The sequence below is a fragment of the Subsaxibacter sp. CAU 1640 genome, from assembly GCF_023156585.1.
In the GTDB taxonomy this organism is placed as follows: domain Bacteria; phylum Bacteroidota; class Bacteroidia; order Flavobacteriales; family Flavobacteriaceae; genus JBPOFM01.
Map to the genome: position 1 here is coordinate 627,193 of NZ_JALNMI010000001.1, position 16,657 is coordinate 643,849.

The 16,657-nt window shown below is 37.2% G+C and carries 14 protein-coding genes; 9 read left to right on the forward strand and 5 right to left on the reverse strand.

Annotated features, from left to right (window positions below; translation table 11 throughout):
• Window positions 1–112: 112 nt before the first annotated feature.
• The 3 genes from lepA to M0G43_RS02705 all read left to right on the forward strand — a co-directional run bounded on the left by lepA (window position 113) and on the right by M0G43_RS02705 (window position 4,668).
• Window positions 113–1,909, forward strand: a complete 1,797-nt coding sequence (gene lepA, locus M0G43_RS02695; RefSeq protein WP_248023309.1) for a translation elongation factor 4 — start codon at window positions 113–115, stop codon at window positions 1,907–1,909.
• A gap of 87 nt (window positions 1,910–1,996) precedes the next feature.
• Window positions 1,997–3,400 (forward strand): glycogen synthase, encoded by a 1,404-nt coding sequence (locus tag M0G43_RS02700; RefSeq protein WP_248023311.1) that lies wholly within the window; start codon window positions 1,997–1,999, stop codon window positions 3,398–3,400.
• Between the two features lie 2 nt (window positions 3,401–3,402).
• On the forward strand, window positions 3,403–4,668 hold the full coding sequence (locus M0G43_RS02705; RefSeq protein WP_248023315.1) for a glucose-1-phosphate adenylyltransferase: 1,266 nt from the start codon (window positions 3,403–3,405) through the stop codon (window positions 4,666–4,668).
• A 25-nt stretch (window positions 4,669–4,693) separates the two neighbouring features.
• Here the strand turns inward: M0G43_RS02705 and M0G43_RS02710 are convergent, their stop codons facing one another.
• Complete coding sequence (locus M0G43_RS02710) at window positions 4,694–6,571, reverse strand: cation:proton antiporter (protein ID WP_248023318.1); 1,878 nt, start codon at window positions 6,569–6,571, stop codon at window positions 4,694–4,696.
• A gap of 114 nt (window positions 6,572–6,685) precedes the next feature.
• Window positions 6,686–7,039 carry a DUF202 domain-containing protein gene (locus M0G43_RS02715; RefSeq protein ID WP_317231409.1) on the reverse strand — a complete coding sequence of 118 codons (354 nt, stop codon included), beginning with the start codon at window positions 7,037–7,039 and terminating at the stop codon, window positions 6,686–6,688.
• 171 nt (window positions 7,040–7,210) lie between these two features.
• Between M0G43_RS02715 and M0G43_RS02720 the strand changes: the two genes are divergently transcribed.
• The 6 genes from M0G43_RS02720 (at window position 7,211) to M0G43_RS02745 (ending at window position 14,590) form a co-directional block, all read left to right on the forward strand.
• Window positions 7,211–8,074 (forward strand): MBL fold metallo-hydrolase, encoded by an 864-nt coding sequence (locus M0G43_RS02720; RefSeq protein ID WP_248023319.1) that lies wholly within the window; start codon window positions 7,211–7,213, stop codon window positions 8,072–8,074.
• Between the two features lie 10 nt (window positions 8,075–8,084).
• Window positions 8,085–9,710, forward strand: coding sequence for a S8 family serine peptidase (locus M0G43_RS02725; RefSeq protein WP_248023321.1), 1,626 nt, complete (start codon window positions 8,085–8,087; stop codon window positions 9,708–9,710).
• A gap of 8 nt (window positions 9,711–9,718) precedes the next feature.
• Window positions 9,719–11,584 carry a M1 family metallopeptidase gene (locus M0G43_RS02730; RefSeq protein WP_248023323.1) on the forward strand — a complete coding sequence of 622 codons (1,866 nt, stop codon included), beginning with the start codon at window positions 9,719–9,721 and terminating at the stop codon, window positions 11,582–11,584.
• A 76-nt stretch (window positions 11,585–11,660) separates the two neighbouring features.
• Window positions 11,661–12,038, forward strand: coding sequence for a ribonuclease P protein component (rnpA, locus tag M0G43_RS02735; RefSeq protein ID WP_248023324.1), 378 nt, complete (start codon window positions 11,661–11,663; stop codon window positions 12,036–12,038).
• An 11-nt stretch (window positions 12,039–12,049) separates the two neighbouring features.
• Window positions 12,050–13,690: a S41 family peptidase gene (locus M0G43_RS02740; RefSeq protein WP_248023326.1), complete on the forward strand. Its 1,641-nt coding sequence runs from the start codon at window positions 12,050–12,052 to the stop codon at window positions 13,688–13,690.
• Between the two features lie 66 nt (window positions 13,691–13,756).
• Window positions 13,757–14,590 carry an OmpA family protein gene (locus M0G43_RS02745; protein ID WP_248023327.1) on the forward strand — a complete coding sequence of 278 codons (834 nt, stop codon included), beginning with the start codon at window positions 13,757–13,759 and terminating at the stop codon, window positions 14,588–14,590.
• On the opposite strand, the gene M0G43_RS02750 is transcribed toward M0G43_RS02745, so the two are convergent.
• The 3 genes from M0G43_RS02750 to rpiB are packed head-to-tail and all read right to left on the reverse strand — an operon-like array spanning window position 14,587 to window position 16,376.
• Window positions 14,587–15,030 carry a GNAT family N-acetyltransferase gene (locus M0G43_RS02750; RefSeq protein ID WP_248023329.1) on the reverse strand — a complete coding sequence of 148 codons (444 nt, stop codon included), beginning with the start codon at window positions 15,028–15,030 and terminating at the stop codon, window positions 14,587–14,589. The two genes, M0G43_RS02745 and M0G43_RS02750, sit on opposite strands and share 4 nt — an antisense overlap.
• Window positions 15,030–15,938: a cation diffusion facilitator family transporter gene (locus tag M0G43_RS02755; RefSeq protein ID WP_248023331.1), complete on the reverse strand. Its 909-nt coding sequence runs from the start codon at window positions 15,936–15,938 to the stop codon at window positions 15,030–15,032. Before M0G43_RS02755 ends, M0G43_RS02750 begins: the two co-directional genes overlap by 1 nt.
• On the reverse strand, window positions 15,939–16,376 hold the full coding sequence (gene rpiB / locus M0G43_RS02760; RefSeq protein ID WP_248023333.1) for a ribose 5-phosphate isomerase B: 438 nt from the start codon (window positions 16,374–16,376) through the stop codon (window positions 15,939–15,941).
• Window positions 16,377–16,657: the final 281 nt, after the last annotated feature.

A 16,657-nucleotide genomic window follows, 5' to 3' on the forward strand; every position in this document is an offset into this window, starting at 1 on the left:
AATTTTTTTACGGTTTTTCTTCAATTCAAGGAATTTCATTAAAAAAATAAAAGCATTCAAAGCATAATAATTCAATTATATTTGCAAAATATTTGGTTGTAGTTATTGACTTATGAAGCACATCAGAAACTTTTGCATTATTGCGCACATCGATCACGGAAAAAGTACACTTGCCGATAGATTGTTGGATTTTACAGGTTCTGTAACAGATAGAGAAAAGCAAGATCAGCTTTTGGATAATATGGATTTGGAACGCGAACGTGGTATTACCATCAAGTCGCACGCCATTCAAATGGAATATGTTTTTGAAGGCGAACACTATATTTTAAATCTGATTGACACTCCTGGTCACGTTGACTTTAGTTACGAAGTGTCCCGATCTATTGCGGCTTGCGAAGGCGCATTGCTGATTGTTGATGCTGCACAAAGTATTCAGGCACAGACTATTTCAAATTTATATTTGGCTCTGGAAAATGATTTGGAAATCATTCCCGTATTGAATAAGGTCGATTTGCCGAGCGCCAACCCAGAAGAGGTGACGGACGATATTGTTGATTTGTTGGGCTGTGATCCTTCTGAAGTCATTCACGCCAGTGGAAAAACAGGTTTTGGTGTTGATAACATTTTGGAAGCCATCATCAAACGCATTCCACCTCCAAAAGGCAACGTTGATGAGCCGCTTCAGGCCTTGATTTTTGATTCGGTTTATAATCCTTTTAGAGGTGTTGAAACTTATTTTAGGGTCATCAATGGTTCAATTAAAAAAAATCAATTGGTGAAATTCATCGCAACAGGAAAAACTTATAATGCTGATGAAGTCGGAACCTTAAAACTGAAACAATTTCCTCGTCCAGAAATTAAAGCTGGTGACGTAGGGTATCTTATTACTGGGATTAAAGAGGCGAAAGAAGTCAAAGTTGGAGATACCATTACAGATGCTAAAGATCCTACCAAAAATGCCATTGGAGGTTTTGAAGATGTGAAACCGATGGTTTTTGCCGGAATTTATCCAGTAGATACTGAAGATTATGAAGAGTTGCGTGCTTCTATGGAAAAACTGCAACTCAATGATGCGTCCTTGGTTTTTGTTCCTGAAAGTTCTGCAGCCCTTGGTTTTGGATTCCGTTGCGGTTTCTTGGGAATGTTGCATATGGAGATCATTCAGGAGCGTTTGGAACGTGAATTCGATATGACCGTTATCACTACGGTTCCTAACGTATCGTATCACGCTTTCAGCAAGAAAAATCCGGATGCGCCTATTATTGTCAACAATCCATCTGATTTGCCAGACCCTTCTGGCCTAGACCGAGTGGAAGAGCCTTACATCAAGGCTTCCATCATTACAAAGGCCGATTTTGTTGGGAATGTGATGACACTTTGTATTGATAAGCGTGGTGTGATTACCAATCAAACCTATCTAACTCCAGAACGTGTCGAATTAACTTTTGATATGCCATTGGCGGAAATCGTTTTTGACTTTTATGACCGTTTGAAAACAGTTTCAAAAGGTTATGCATCGTTTGACTACTCGCCTATCGGAATGCGCGAATCGAAGTTGGTTAAGGTTGATATTTTATTAAATTCACAACCTGTTGATGCGCTTTCTGCTTTGATCCATTTTGATAGCGCACAGCAAATCGGTAAAAAAATGTGCGAAAAACTGAAGGAATTGATTCCGCGTCAGCAATTTGATATTCCAATCCAAGCAGCTATTGGTGCTAAAATCATTTCGCGCGAAACCATAAAGGCACTACGTAAAGATGTGACAGCCAAGTGTTATGGAGGTGATATTTCGAGAAAACGAAAACTTCTTGAGAAGCAAAAAAAGGGTAAAAAACGTATGCGACAAGTTGGTAATGTCGAAATTCCGCAAGAAGCTTTTATGGCAGTATTAAAACTGAATGATTAATCGCCAAAAATTCTCTTAAATTTTTAAGTATCGTAACGTGAGATGGTCAAATATTTTGTAGTTTTAAAACGACTCTAAAATTGCAAAATGACTATATTTCACTTGAGCGCCGAATGCTACCCGATTGCCAAAGTTGGCGGTTTGGGTGATGTGGTAGGCGCGCTTCCAAAATATCAAAATAAACTCGGAGAAAAAAGTAGTGTTATCATGCCTTTCTATGATAACAAATTCACGCGTTCTAATAACTTCAAAACAGTTTACAGTGGAAAATTGCATTTGGGAATGCCTATGGATTTCCGAATGTTAACATTGGAAGACAATGATTTAGGCTTTGATATTTATTTTGTGGATGTTCCCTATTTGCTGTATAAGGATTATGTGTATTCAAGCAATGACACAGGTCGTTTTTTGGCATTTCAAATTGCAGCACTAGACTGGTTGGTTCGATTACAGGAAAAGCCTGATGTCATTCATTGCCACGACCATCATACAGGTTTAGTTCCTTTTATGATGTCTCAATGTTATGCGTTTCAAAAGCTAAAATCTACACCATCCGTCATCACCATTCACAACGGTCAATATCAAGGTTGGTTCGGTCACGATTTGGTACACTTGATTCCTCCTTTCGACTTCAATAATGTTGGATTGTTGGACTGGAACAAAATGGTGAATCCCCTAGCGGCAGGCATTAAATGTTCTTGGAAAGTTACAACGGTGTCTCCAAGCTATATGGAGGAACTAAAATATGCAGCCAATGGGCTTGAGCACCTTCTTCAATCAGAAAGCCATAAATGCGTTGGAATCTTAAACGGCATTGACACCTCTGTTTGGAATCCTAAAACAGATGGTTATATTGTCAAGAACTATACAACACAATCTGTTGAATCAGGTAAAAAAGGCAATAAAGATTGGGTCTGTGAAAAATTTGGGTTGAGTCCAGAATTACCTTTGTTTATATTCATCGGTCGTCTCGTTGGAGAAAAAGGAGCTGATTTACTACCCTATATTTTTGATTCGGTGTTGAGGTCCAAAAAGCTTTCTATTATGATGCTTGGTTCTGGTGATGGAAATGTAGAGAATCAGTTAGAAAGTCTTAAAAACTCTCATAATGGCTATTACAATAATTACATTGGTTACAATGAGCAATTGTCACATATCCTTTATGCTGCAGCTGATTTCATATTGATGCCTTCGAGGGTGGAGCCTTGTGGTCTCAATCAAATGTATGCCTTACGCTACGGAACGGTCCCTATTGTAAATAGTGTTGGTGGACTCAAAGACACAGTTATCGATGTTGGGGAAAAAGGCTTCGGTATCAGGCACGGTGGTCCAAACGTTCATGAGGTTGTTCATGCCGTAGGAAGAGCCATTGAATTCACTGGTTTTACCGAACATTTCAAAAAAAATCGTAAATTAATCATGCAGATAGACCATTCTTGGGATGCTTCTGCTCAAACTTATATTAACTTATATCATTCAATACAGTCATAATTATGTTCCACGACAATGTTATCTCGATCATTCTAGGAGGCGGCCAAGGTTCGCGATTATATCCTCTTACAGAATCTCGTTCCAAGCCAGCTGTTCCTATTGCTGGGAAGTACCGTTTGGTAGATATTCCTATTTCCAATTGCATCAATTCAGATATTAAGAGAATGTTTGTATTGACGCAGTTTAACTCTGCTTCTCTTAATAAACATATAAAAAATACTTACCATTTTAGTTTCTTTAGTTCGGCGTTCGTTGATGTTTTGGCTGCAGAACAAACCATTTCTAACAGCACATGGTTTCAGGGAACGGCAGATGCCGTAAGACAAAGTATGCATCACTTTTTAAGTCATGAATTTGAGTATGCCTTAATTCTTTCTGGTGATCAATTGTATCAAATGGATTTCAATAAAATGCTGGAAGCCCATCGCGATGCTGGTGCCGAAATAACTATTGCAACGATGCCTGTTAAAGAAAAAGAAGCCACTTCCTTCGGAATTTTAAAGACAGACAAAAACAATTTTATAACATCATTCATTGAAAAGCCCGATAAGAGCCTCTTACCTGAATGGACATCTGATGTCAGTAAAGAAATGAAGGCGCAGGGTAGAAATCATTTGGGTTCCATGGGTATCTATATTTTTAATAGAGACTTGTTGATTGACTTAATGAATGATCCTAGTACTAACGATTTTGGAAAAGAAATTATTCCTCAATCACTTGAAAAACACAAAACCTTAAGTTATCAGTTTGAAGGCTATTGGACAGATATTGGAAATATTGATTCTTTTTTTGAGGCTAATTTGGGGCTGACTGATGAAATACCTCAATTTGATTTGTTCAATAACGTTAACCGAATTTATACAAGAGCAAGGATGCTACCAACTACAAAAATAAGTGGCACCACACTCAATAGGGCCGTCATAGCAGAAGGTTGCATAATCAACGCCGCAAAAATTGAGCATTCCGTCATTGGAATTAGAGCAAGAATAGGACATGAATCCACCATTATAAACGCTTACATTATGGGTTCTGATAGTTATCAGACCTTGAGTGAGGTTGTATCTACTTCCAAAATTCCTATGGGAATTGGCGAGAGATGTTTTATCAAGAATGCCATTATTGATAAAAATTGTTGTATAGGGAATGATGTGAGAATTAATGGGAGTGCCAATTCAAAGGATATTGAAACCGACACATATGTCATTAAAGATGGGATTGTAGTGGTCAAAAAAGGCGCCACAATTCCTCATGGAACCGTAATCAATTAATCGATTTTAAATCAAGTCGAAAGCCTCAAACTTGTTTTGGGGCTTCTTTGTTTTCTGGTTTTTCCTTCGGAAGCTTCTCTATATCAAAGGCTTTTCCTAGATATACCAATTTCCAACCCTCTGTAAACTCCTCTTGTTCTTTGTCTATATTGGCTATGATGTGAAGTTCACCCTCTTCATCTTTTAAAAGTAGTGGTATGATGTCCTTTTCCTTTTCACTCAACTCAATAAGGCTTTCATAATGTTCCTTGTTATCGATATCAATCTCATGAATAGCTGGGTATTTTCTTGTCGTTTCTGTAAGTGAGATAAAATCATCCGTTTGAATGAAAATGCCTTGCTTTGGCTTATGATTTGGATCATTCAGCTCGTCGGAGGTGATTAATCTGAACGTACCATTCTCTCCAAATTCCTTTCCAAATTTATTGATGGCAAATTTGTTGATTTCTGAATTTCCGGTCAACGCTATTAAATAACCAACATCGCTCAACTCGATGTTATCACCCAAACTGTCAGAATAAATATTGGAATTGATGGCTTCAAGTCCCATTTCATTCGCTTTTGCTACATTCGTCTGGTTACTATCTATCAACACCACATGTCTTCCATTTTGCTCTAAATAATTACCAATCAAACGAGATGCTTTTGAAGCTCCCACAATAAGTATTCCGTTGGATTTTTTCAAAAACACACCAGAGACGATTGCAAAAAACCTTGCAGTAGTAGCATTAAGCAACACCGTCCCAAGAACAATCATAAATACCAATGGTGTAATGTATTCAGCGCCTTCCACGCCTTCTTTAGCAAGCTTCAAACCGAATAAGGATGCTATACCTGCCGCAACAATACCTCTTGGCCCTACCCAGCTAATGAATAGTTTTTCATTCAACTTTAATGGTGAATTGATGGTGCTCAACAGAACGCCTACGGGCCTCAAAACAAAGACGACCACAGCAAATAACACCGCGGTATTCCAATTATAAATCAACATGAGATCTTCCATGTTGATGTTGGCTGCCAACAGAATAAACAAGATTGATATCAGCAGCACACTCAAAGATTCCTTAAAATAAAGCAATTCTTTGAGATAGGGTGAATTTGAATTTCCAAGCACCATTCCCATAACAACGACTGCCAAAAGTCCTGATTCGTGCGCGAAATTATCTGACAATACAAACACTCCAAGAACGCTGGCAAGGGCAAAAACGTTCAATAAATAATGAGGAATGAGGCGTTTATTGATAGCAAAATTCAATCCGTGCGCAAACGTAAATCCAAAGGTGGTTCCAAAAAGGACAATCTTTCCGAACTCTATCATTGCGGTTTTTGTGAATTCGCCACCTCCTTCAACACTTATAAATTCAAAAACCAATACGGCAACCAAAGCTCCTATTGGGTCAATCAGAATGCCTTCCCATTTCAAAACCGCAGAAACATCAGGTTTTAATGGAATATTTCTCAAGATTGGAGAGATAACCGTAGGTCCAGTTACAATAATTAATGCCGAAAACAAAAATGACATTTCCCAAGTAAGATAGAAGATGAAATGGGCAGCCACAGCAGCACCGAAAAAAGTGACAATAGAACCAACTGTAATCAATTTGGTTATAACTGGCCCAACATTTTTTATTTCCTTGAACCTTAAGGTCAATCCGCCTTCAAATAATATAACACTGATGGCAAGAGATACAAAATAAAAGAGACTTTCGCCGGGGAACAGTCCTTCCTTACCGTTCCATATGGGTTCAATCCATTTGGTTCCGTCTCCCGATAAGTATTCTGCAGCTATAGGTCCAACCAAAAGACCGATCAAAATCAATGGTAAAATGGCAGGGATTTTAAATTTCCAAGCGAACCATTGTGCCAATATGCCCAAAATGATGATTCCTGCTAATTCCAGCATATATTAGTTAGTTTTATTTTTTTGAAAGATAGTAAAGTTTTTTTTGAGAGTATGGGTGCTTAAAAAATATTATTGTTTCTATAACAGGATTGGAATACATAGCTAAAAATAGTTCTAATCTTCCCTTTCGTTATTTTCAGACATATAATATAAGCGCTTGAGGCTCTTTTTGAGTAATGTAAACCTATAGATGCCAATGAACAGGAAGATGGCGCTAAAAACCAAGGCTGTTATTCCCAGATATTCCAATTCAGGGTAATTTTTAAGTTGCAAAACTGTAATTCCCCCCAAAAGCAAATAAAGAGATGATTTTATATAAGAAAGCAAGGTGCGTTCATTGGCAAGACGAGTACGCTCAATCGCCAAATAATCTCTTAAAATGACCTCTTGGTCGGGTTTGAAGTCCCTTCCAAAGCGTAATAGCTTCATTTTTTTGATTTTCAAGGGCTTTTCAATGATGCGTTTCATGTGGTTTTGATACATTGATTTATATAAATTTAATTAGATTTTTACGGCTTTCAAAGAATATCCACAAATTGTATTTTTGAGAGAATGTTAAATTAGCCCTAATAAATAAACACTTTTCGAACTTTTCCTTCCTCCTTTTATAAATTTGTTGTCCATAATTAAATTTTTTCAATGCAACTGTATCCTATAGAATCTGGAAATTTTAAACTTGATGGCGGCGCAATGTTTGGAGTAGTTCCGAAATCTCTTTGGAATCGGACCAATCCCGCTGACTCAAATAACATGATAGACATCGCGGCACGTTGTTTGCTTATTGAAGACGGAAATCGACTGATTTTGATTGATACAGGAATGGGAGACAAGCAAAGCGACAAATTTTTCGGGTATTATTATCTATGGGGAAATGATTCTATTGATAAATCGCTCAAAAAGTATGGCTTCCATAGAGATGACATTACCGATGTTTTCATGACGCATTTACATTTTGATCATTGTGGCGGAAGCATTCAATGGAACAAAGAAAAAACAGGTTATGAGCCAGCATTTAAAAATGCAAATTTTTGGAGCAATCAAGACCATTGGAAATGGGCGACACAGCCAAATAATCGTGAGAAAGCATCATTTTTAAAGGAAAATATTTTGCCGATGGAAGAGTGCGGTCAGTTGAAGTTTACATCACTTCCTGAAACAGATTTATTGAAAAACTCTGAATTGGATTTTGATATTTTTTTTGCTGACGGTCATACAGATAAACAAATGATTCCTTTGATTCATTATAAAGGAAAAACCATCGCATTTATGGCTGATTTGTTGCCAACTGTTGGGCATTTGCCACTTCCTTTTGTCATGGGTTACGACACAAGGCCTTTATTAACACTTGATGAAAAAGATAAGTTTCTCAATATGGCTGCAGATAACAATTTCTATTTGTTTTTGGAGCATGATGCCCACAATGAAATCATAACGGTTCAACATACTGAAAAAGGCGTTCGCGTAAAGGACGTAATTACTACAAACGAATTATTCTCACTATAAATTAATAGCAATGAAATTTTATTTAAAACCCTTTATCTATTCTACCGTATTCGCAACTTTATTGTTTGCTTGTGGTGGATCCTCAACAGGTGTGCTATCAACACCCATTGAAAACATTGACACGATGCCTTTAAAGGTATCCGAGCTAACAGAAACTCAAAAGCAAACTTGGGGACATTTGGACCTTGTAAAAGATACTATTCCCGGGATGAGTGTTGACAAAGCTTACGGCGAAATCGTCAAAGCTAAAAAAGGAAAGACTACCATTGTGGCGGTCATCGATTCAGGAATTGATATTGACCATGAAGATCTTGATGATGTCATTTGGACCAACACAAAGGAAATTCCGAATAACGGAAAAGATGATGATGGAAACGGCTACATAGACGATATCCATGGTTGGAATTTTCTTGGCGAAGCATACAACGAGCAGCTGGAATACGTTCGTCTTTTAGCAAGCGGAGACACTAGCAACCCTAGATACTCTGAAGCACAGACACTTTATAATTCGGAAATAAAAAAATATACTGATTATAAAGTACAATATGAGCAGATTTCGCAACAAGTAGCAAACGCAGATGCTGCTGTCTCTAAATATCTCAAAAAGGATACGTATACTCAAGAAGAGGTCAATGCCATCAAAACAACCGATGAAGCCTTGTTGCAATCTATTGCTGTTATCAAATATGTTTACAGTTTGGATGTCGGTTCGGTTTCAGACTTTAAAAAAGAAATCCAAGATGGCTTGGTGGATATCAACGATCGATTGAATTACAACCTCAACAAAGAATTTAAGGGAAGAACAACTGGAGACAACCCAGATGTTTTAAATGATAAGCCAGGTTATGGAAACGGAAATGTAAAGCCTACTCTAGAATCTGAAAGTCATGGCACGCACGTAGCAGGAATCATCGCTGCAGAGCGGAACAATGGAAAAGGTGTCAATGGTGTTGCCAACAATGTTAAAATTATGGCTATCAGAGCGGTTCCAAATGGTGATGAATACGACAAAGATATTGCGTTAGCAATTCGTTATGCTGTTGATAACGGTGCGAAAATCATTAACGGAAGTTTTGGAAAATCGTTTTCTCCTCACAGTGATTGGGTAAGAGATGCTATCAAATATGCGGCAGAAAATGATGTATTGATTGTACATGCTGCTGGTAACGATGGAGAAGATTTAGATTCTAATTACAATTACCCTAATGATCAAGTTTCCAATGGGGCGGAAATTTCCAACAACTTTATCAACGTTGGGTCGCTGGATGCTGTTTACGGTTCAAAAATGGTGTCTTCCTTCTCGAACTTCGGGAAAATAAATGTTGATATTTTTGCTCCAGGTGGAGAGGTATATTCTACGATGCCATTGAGTAAATACAAAACAATGGGAGGAACCTCCATGGCCTCTCCTGGCGTGGCAGGAATTGCAGCTCTTATTCGCTCTCAATATCCAAATTTGAAAGCTTCAGAAGTGAAGAGTATCATTGTAAATTCTGGTTTGCCTCTAACTACAAAAGTTATTGTGGCTGGCGATGCAAACAATGTCAAGCCTTTTGCATCATTATCAAAATCAGGTAAAATAGCGAATGCATACAACGCATTGATATTGGCTTCAAAATCAGCGAGCAATCAATAAACCTGCTTATGAAGTTAGATTTTAAATCATTGTTGTCCATTGGTTTTTTTATCCTTGGCAACGTCATCTGTGTTGCGCAATCATCAAATACAGGATATTGGCAGCAACATGTTGATTACACCATGGACATTGTCATGGATGTTGAAACTTATAAATATTCTGGAACTCAAAAGTTGGTATACACCAATAACTCTCCAGATGTTTTGAATCGTGTGTTTTATCATCTCTATCCCAATGCATTTCAACCAGGAAGCGAAATGGATGCGCGCGTTCAAAGCATTGCAGATCCAGACAGAAGAATGGCTCCCAACGTTGGAACAAAAGAAGATCCTATCTATGAAAGCCGAATTGCAAAGTTAAAACCTAATGAAATAGGCTATATCAAAGTCAATTCACTCACACAAAATGGTAAAACAGTGAGTTTTGAAGTCGTAGGAACTATTTTGGTGGTGACACTTAACGAGCCTATTCAGCCAGGCTCAAAAACTCAATTTGATATGAAATTTGATGCTCAAGTTCCTGTTCAAATCAGAAGATCTGGCAGAAACAACAAAGAAGGTGTCGCATTATCAATGGCGCAATGGTATCCAAAATTAGCCGAATATGATACCGAAGGTTGGCATGCTGACCCGTACATCGCAAGAGAATTTCATGGTGTTTGGGGCGATTTTGACGTAAAAATTACCATCGATAAAAATTACACAATAGGCGGCACTGGGTATCTTCAAAATCCAGATGAAATTGGCCACGGTTATGAAACTAAACCTCTAAAATCATCCAAAGGAAAAACATTGACTTGGCACTTTAAAGCTCCAAATGTTCATGACTTTACTTGGGCTGCAGATCCTGATTATATACATGATAAACTTCAGGTTGATAATGGTCCGATGATGCATTTTTTCTACAAAAACACAATGCCTAAAGAAAAAATTCAAAACTGGAAAGCAATGCAACCTGTTGCCGTCAAATTGATGGAATACTATAGCGAGCATATTGGTGCTTATCCTTATGAGCAATATTCTGTAATACAAGGTGGTGATGGAGGAATGGAATATGGTATGTGCACACTAATACTTGGTGAGGGTAAATTAGATGGATTGATAGGCGTTACCGCGCATGAAATGGCTCATAGCTGGTTTCAATTTTTGTTGGCAACTAATGAGGCCAAACATTCGTGGATGGATGAGGGGTTTACAAGCTATATTGAAGACAAGGCGCTTCATGATATCAATAATCTAAACAAACCGAATCCTTTTGAGAAAGCTTACAAAAGTTATAATTATTTGGTCGCATCAGGAAAAGAACAACCCCAAACGACACATTCCGACCGATATGTTTATAATACAGCCTATTCGAATGCGGCTTATAACAAAGGGTCTGTGTTTTTATCGCAATTAGGATATATTATTGGTGAAGATCATCTTGAGACCACGTTAAAGCGCTATTTCGAGGAATGGTCATTCAAACATCCAAAACCTATTGATTTTATCAGAATTGCTGAAAAGGTTTCGGGTATGGAATTGGATTGGTACCTTATGGACTGGACACAAACCACCAACACGATTGATTATGGCATTAAGAGTATTGAAAGTGAGGGTGCCACAACCAAAGTTGTATTAGAACGAATAGGTTTGATGCCTATGCCTTTGGATCTTGAAGTGGAATACACCGATGGCATTAAACAAGCGTTTTACATTCCAATGCGTTATATGTTTGGGGCAAAGTCCACAACAGCAACAAAACTTGACGATTGGGCTTGGGCATATCCTACTTACGAATTCATCATAGAGAAGGCCAAACCATTTATCAAGTCCGTTACTATTGACCCAAAAGGATTAATGGCGGATGTCAACAGAGATAACAACAGTAAATAATTTCCATTTCGAAAACCTTAAAAACCGCTTTAAATAGCGGTTTTTTTTTGATAAAACCTCTGTATATTTACCACAGATGAAATTTACATTCAATAAAAAGGAAAAGCTTAAAAGCGAAAAACTAATCACTCAACTCTTTGAGGAAGGACAAAGTGTTGCGGCTTATCCTTTGAGAATGGTTTATCTACAAACATCATTTGACGATGATATCAAAGTGAAAGCTGGTGTGTCTGTGAGCAAACGCAATTTTAAAAAAGCTGTGGATCGCAACAGGATTAAACGGTTAATGAGAGAGGCTTATCGACTGCAAAAAGCGTCCTATTTTAACAATTTATCAGAAAGCTATGCGTTAATGATTTTGTATATTGGCAAGGATGGAACGGATTTTGAGACTGTAAATCACAAAATGAAAAGCCTTCTGGATAAATTTCTTCATAAAATAACCTCTGATTGATTCAAACTGTTATGAAAAAAATATTACAAAAACGTGTAGTTATACCTGTATTGGCACTGACTATTTTCATTTCTGGAAGTGCTTTTTACAAGGGAGATTTCTTTGAGATTGCAAAACAAATTGAAATTTTCACCACGCTTTACAAGGAACTCAATATGAACTATGTTGATGAGACAAATCCTGGAGAATTGATGGATACTGCCATTAAAAGTATGCTTCAAGATTTAGACCCTTATACCAATTTTTATAACGAGCAGGATGTGGAAGATGCGCGCATCAACAATACAGGCGATTACACAGGTATTGGTGCCAGTGTTCTGACTTTAAAAGATAAATTGGTCATCGTGGAACCATACAAGGACTATGCAGCCGACAAGGCAGGCTTGAAAGCTGGTGATGAAATCATCAAAGTGGACAATATTGTCGTGGCTGATTTTAAGGATGATGCTGGAAATTTACTTCAAGGTGCCGCTGGGACAACCGTTAATTTGACTTATGTGAGACAAGGCAAAACCGAAACGGCAACCATCAAACGTGAATCGGTAGAAATACACGATGTTCCTCATTATTCGATGATTGATGATGAAATAGGTTATTTGGTGCTTCGTAAATTTGGTGATAAAGCATCGCAAGAAACCTTGACAGCTGTAAGAGCCTTGAAAAACCAAGGTGCCAAAAAGTTGATTTTGGATTTAAGAGGCAATGGAGGCGGACTTCTGAACGAAGCTGTCAATATTGTGAACATTTTTGTGCCGAAAAATCAATTGGTTGTTACGACAAAGTCGAAGGTGGAAAAATATAACAAAACCTACTTTACCCAAAAGGATCCTCTCGACACCGAAATACCTTTAGTAGTTTTAATTGATGGTCATAGTGCTTCGGCAAGCGAAATTGTTTCAGGCGCATTGCAAGATTTGGATAGAGCAGTAATTATTGGCGCGAGAAGCTTTGGAAAAGGTCTCGTACAACGCCCTAAACCATTGGCTTATGGTACGCAAATGAAAATCACCATTTCGCGCTATTACACGCCTTCAGGACGCTGTATTCAAGCCTTGGATTATTGGAATAGAGACGAAAAAGGAAACGCTACAAGGGTCAATCAGGAAAATTTCAATGCCTTTAAAACAAGACGTGGTAGAACGGTATATGACGGAGGAGGCATTCAACCAGATGTAGCGATGGATGAATCAAAAATTAGCCCTGTAACGTCGGCAATTTTGGAAGAAAACTTGGTGTTTAATTTTGCTACCAATTATTTCTACAATCATTCTGTGAAAGATTTGTCTTCGTTTAAATTGACTGATACTGATTTCAACGCATTTAAAACCTATTTGAAATCAAATAATTTCAACTTTGAAACCAAAACCGAAAAGGCTTTTGACAAAGCGCTTATGGTTGCAAAAGAAGAACAACTTGTCAACGCCATCGACAGTGATTACAAAGATTTGGTTGTGGCGTTGAACAATTATAAAAGCAAGGCAATCGATGACAACAAGACTCAATTGATGTCGCTTTTGACAGATGAAATCGTGAAACGCTATTTTTACAGAGAAGGATTATACACGTATTATTTAACACATAATCCTGAAATTCAAAAAAGTACGCAATTGCTAAAAAATCCTGTTAAATTCGGAAGTTATCTCAATCAATAGCTAATTATTTTTGTAAATCATCAAATCTCAAAATTGTTTATATTTATAACCCCTATCTAATATGCAATGAAGACTTTAGTTCTAGTTGTCTTTTTATTTTCCCAGTTGATGTTAGCTCAAAAAGAGCTGACACACGAGGTCTATTTTGATACAGATAAGTCTGAAGTTCCAGAAACTGAACACAGCAGATTATTACTTTTTCTTTCTGAAATAGAATCTATGGACATTGAAAAAATTTCCATATATGGTTTTTGTGATGATAGAGGTAGCGACAATTACAATCTCAAGTTATCTCAAGACAGAGCTAACAGCATTAAAACCATTTTTTCCAATAATGAATTTGATGAATCTGTGATTACCAATGTTGATGGTAAAGGTGAAATTCTTTTGAAAGTTGTGAAGGAAGAAAATGTGGAAAAGATTCGCGGACTCAATCGAAAAGTTCAAATTATTGTAAAACCGGTTTTTCCACCAAAACCTGTTGAGGAAGTTAAAAAGAAGGATGCTGCAGAAGTGCTAAAGGGCGAAATTAAAGCAGGAGACAATATCGTTCTGGACAATATTTTATTTAAAACTGGTTACAGTTACTTAATGCCCGAATCGGTTAAAACCCTTGAAAACATTACCAAAGTGATGGTAGAACGTAAAGATATTTATTTCACTATTCAAGGACACGTTTGTTGCACACAAAATAGTCGAGATGCCATTGATAGAAAGACTAAACAACGTAATTTATCGGTAGCACGTGCGAAATATATCTATGACTATATGGCCAAAAAGGGTGTAGACAAAAAACGAATGAAGTACGTGGGAATGCGCAGAAAATTTCCTCTTGGTGGTGAACCCAAATACGATCGTCGTGTCGAAATTTTGGTCACCTATGTAGGAGAAACCAATTAGTCTCTTATCATTGCTATATGTGGAATGCCATCTTCTAAATAAGGTTCTCCAACTTGTTTAAATCCTAAATTATTATAGAAATTCCTTAAATATTCCTGTGCCGAAATTTTAATTGCGGTAACTCTAAAATAATAATCTATGGCATCAACCGATGCATTCATAATATCGTAACCATACTTGAAGCGTCTTTCATTTTCATTCACCACAACTCTGCCGATACTTGCATTTTCAAAATAGTCTCCAGGTTTAAAAATTCGAGTGTAAGCCACAAGCTTTTTCTTTTTAAAACCCAATACGTGAAGTGCCTTCTGATCCTTGTAATCAATGTCTTGATAAACACAATTTTGTTCAACCACAAACACTTCGCTTCGCAACTGTAAAATAGCGTATAACTCTTCTGTAGATAACTGTTTGAAGGTTTTTATTTCTATGGAAAGCATCAGTCCTGTACTATTATTTCTTTCGGATCTTCTTTGTTGAATTCCGGTTGTATATTCACGTGATTAATTGCAAACTCATCGTGCAATAACTTTTCAATTTGATGAAGAATGACGTCAAATTCACTGATGGTAATGTCTTCCTTAAAATCGAGATGTGCCTCCAGATGTAATTCATCATCATTCAATCCCCAAATATGAATATGATGAAGTCTATTAACCTTTGGAATCTGATGCACAACTCTTACAACATCTTTTATGTTGATATGTTCTGGAGTAAACAACATTAGCATTTTAGAAGATTTCACCAATAAATCGTATCCAACCCAAATCAAATAGATAGCTATCAAAAATGTTAACAAACTATCGACCCAAAACCACTCGAAATATTTCATCAATAAACCTCCGACTAACACGGCTACACTGGCCAACATATCTGTCAATAAGTGTAAATATGCCGAGCGCATATTCATATTGTTCTCGGAATCTTTTTTAAGCAACAATACGCTGAAACCGTTGGCAGCAATTGCCAAAACAGCCAACCAAATGACCAAACCAGATTCAATTTCCTGCGGATTTCTAAAGCGTTTGTAAGCTTCAATGATCAACAAGACGGCAACAATTACCAAGGTTGATGCATTGATGAATGCGGCCAAAATTTCTGCACGTTTGTAACCAAATGTTCTATGAATGGATGCTTTTTGTTTGGATAATTTTGAAGCCACAAAACTCACAATCAATGACAAAACATCACTAAAGTTGTGAAGCGCATCACTCAATAAGGATAAACTACCTGAAATAAGTCCACCAACCACTTGAGCAGCTGTAATGACAATATTTAAAAGGATAGAAATCAATAAATTTCTATCCTTCATATCTTTATGGTGATGGTGTGAATGGTCGTGCGCCATTTATGATTGTGTTACAGGAATCTTTTCAACACGCTTTTCGTGTCTTCCACCTTCAAACGACGTATTTAAAAAGGTATCCACCATTTCAATGGCTTGTTGCTCTGCCGTAAATCTTGCTGGAATACTTAAAATATTGGCATTGTTGTGTTGTCTTGCCAAAGACACAATTTCTTTGGTCCAACATAAAGCTGAACGTACACCTTGATGCTTATTGGCAGTCATATTGGCACCATTACCGCTTCCGCAGATGATGATTCCGAAATCCACTGTCTTGTTCTCAACATCTTTCGCCACAGGATGTACAAAATCTGGATAGTCGACGCTATCATTAGAGTTAGTTCCGTAGTTGTTAACAGTGTGGCCTTTTGCCTCTAAATGCTTTACCACAGCCTTTTTATAGTCAGTTCCTGCGTGGTCGTTTCCTATTGAAATAGTCATTGTATGATGGTATTTATTTGAGCATATAAAGTTACTAAATGACACGGAATAAATACCTTTATAGTTATTAAAAAAGGTTAATAACAATCATCCGTATTTTAGTATTGAAGACGTGTTCATAACTTGCTATCAAAATCTGAAAGATAAATTTGAAAATGTCTATTATTTTTCCAAACCAAAACGGAAATCTATTCACCAAAAAAGTTAACGTCAAAATTTCGCCAATTTATCAGACCAAAATTCACAGCAATTGACAACAATTTTCAAAAAAGTTATTCGAT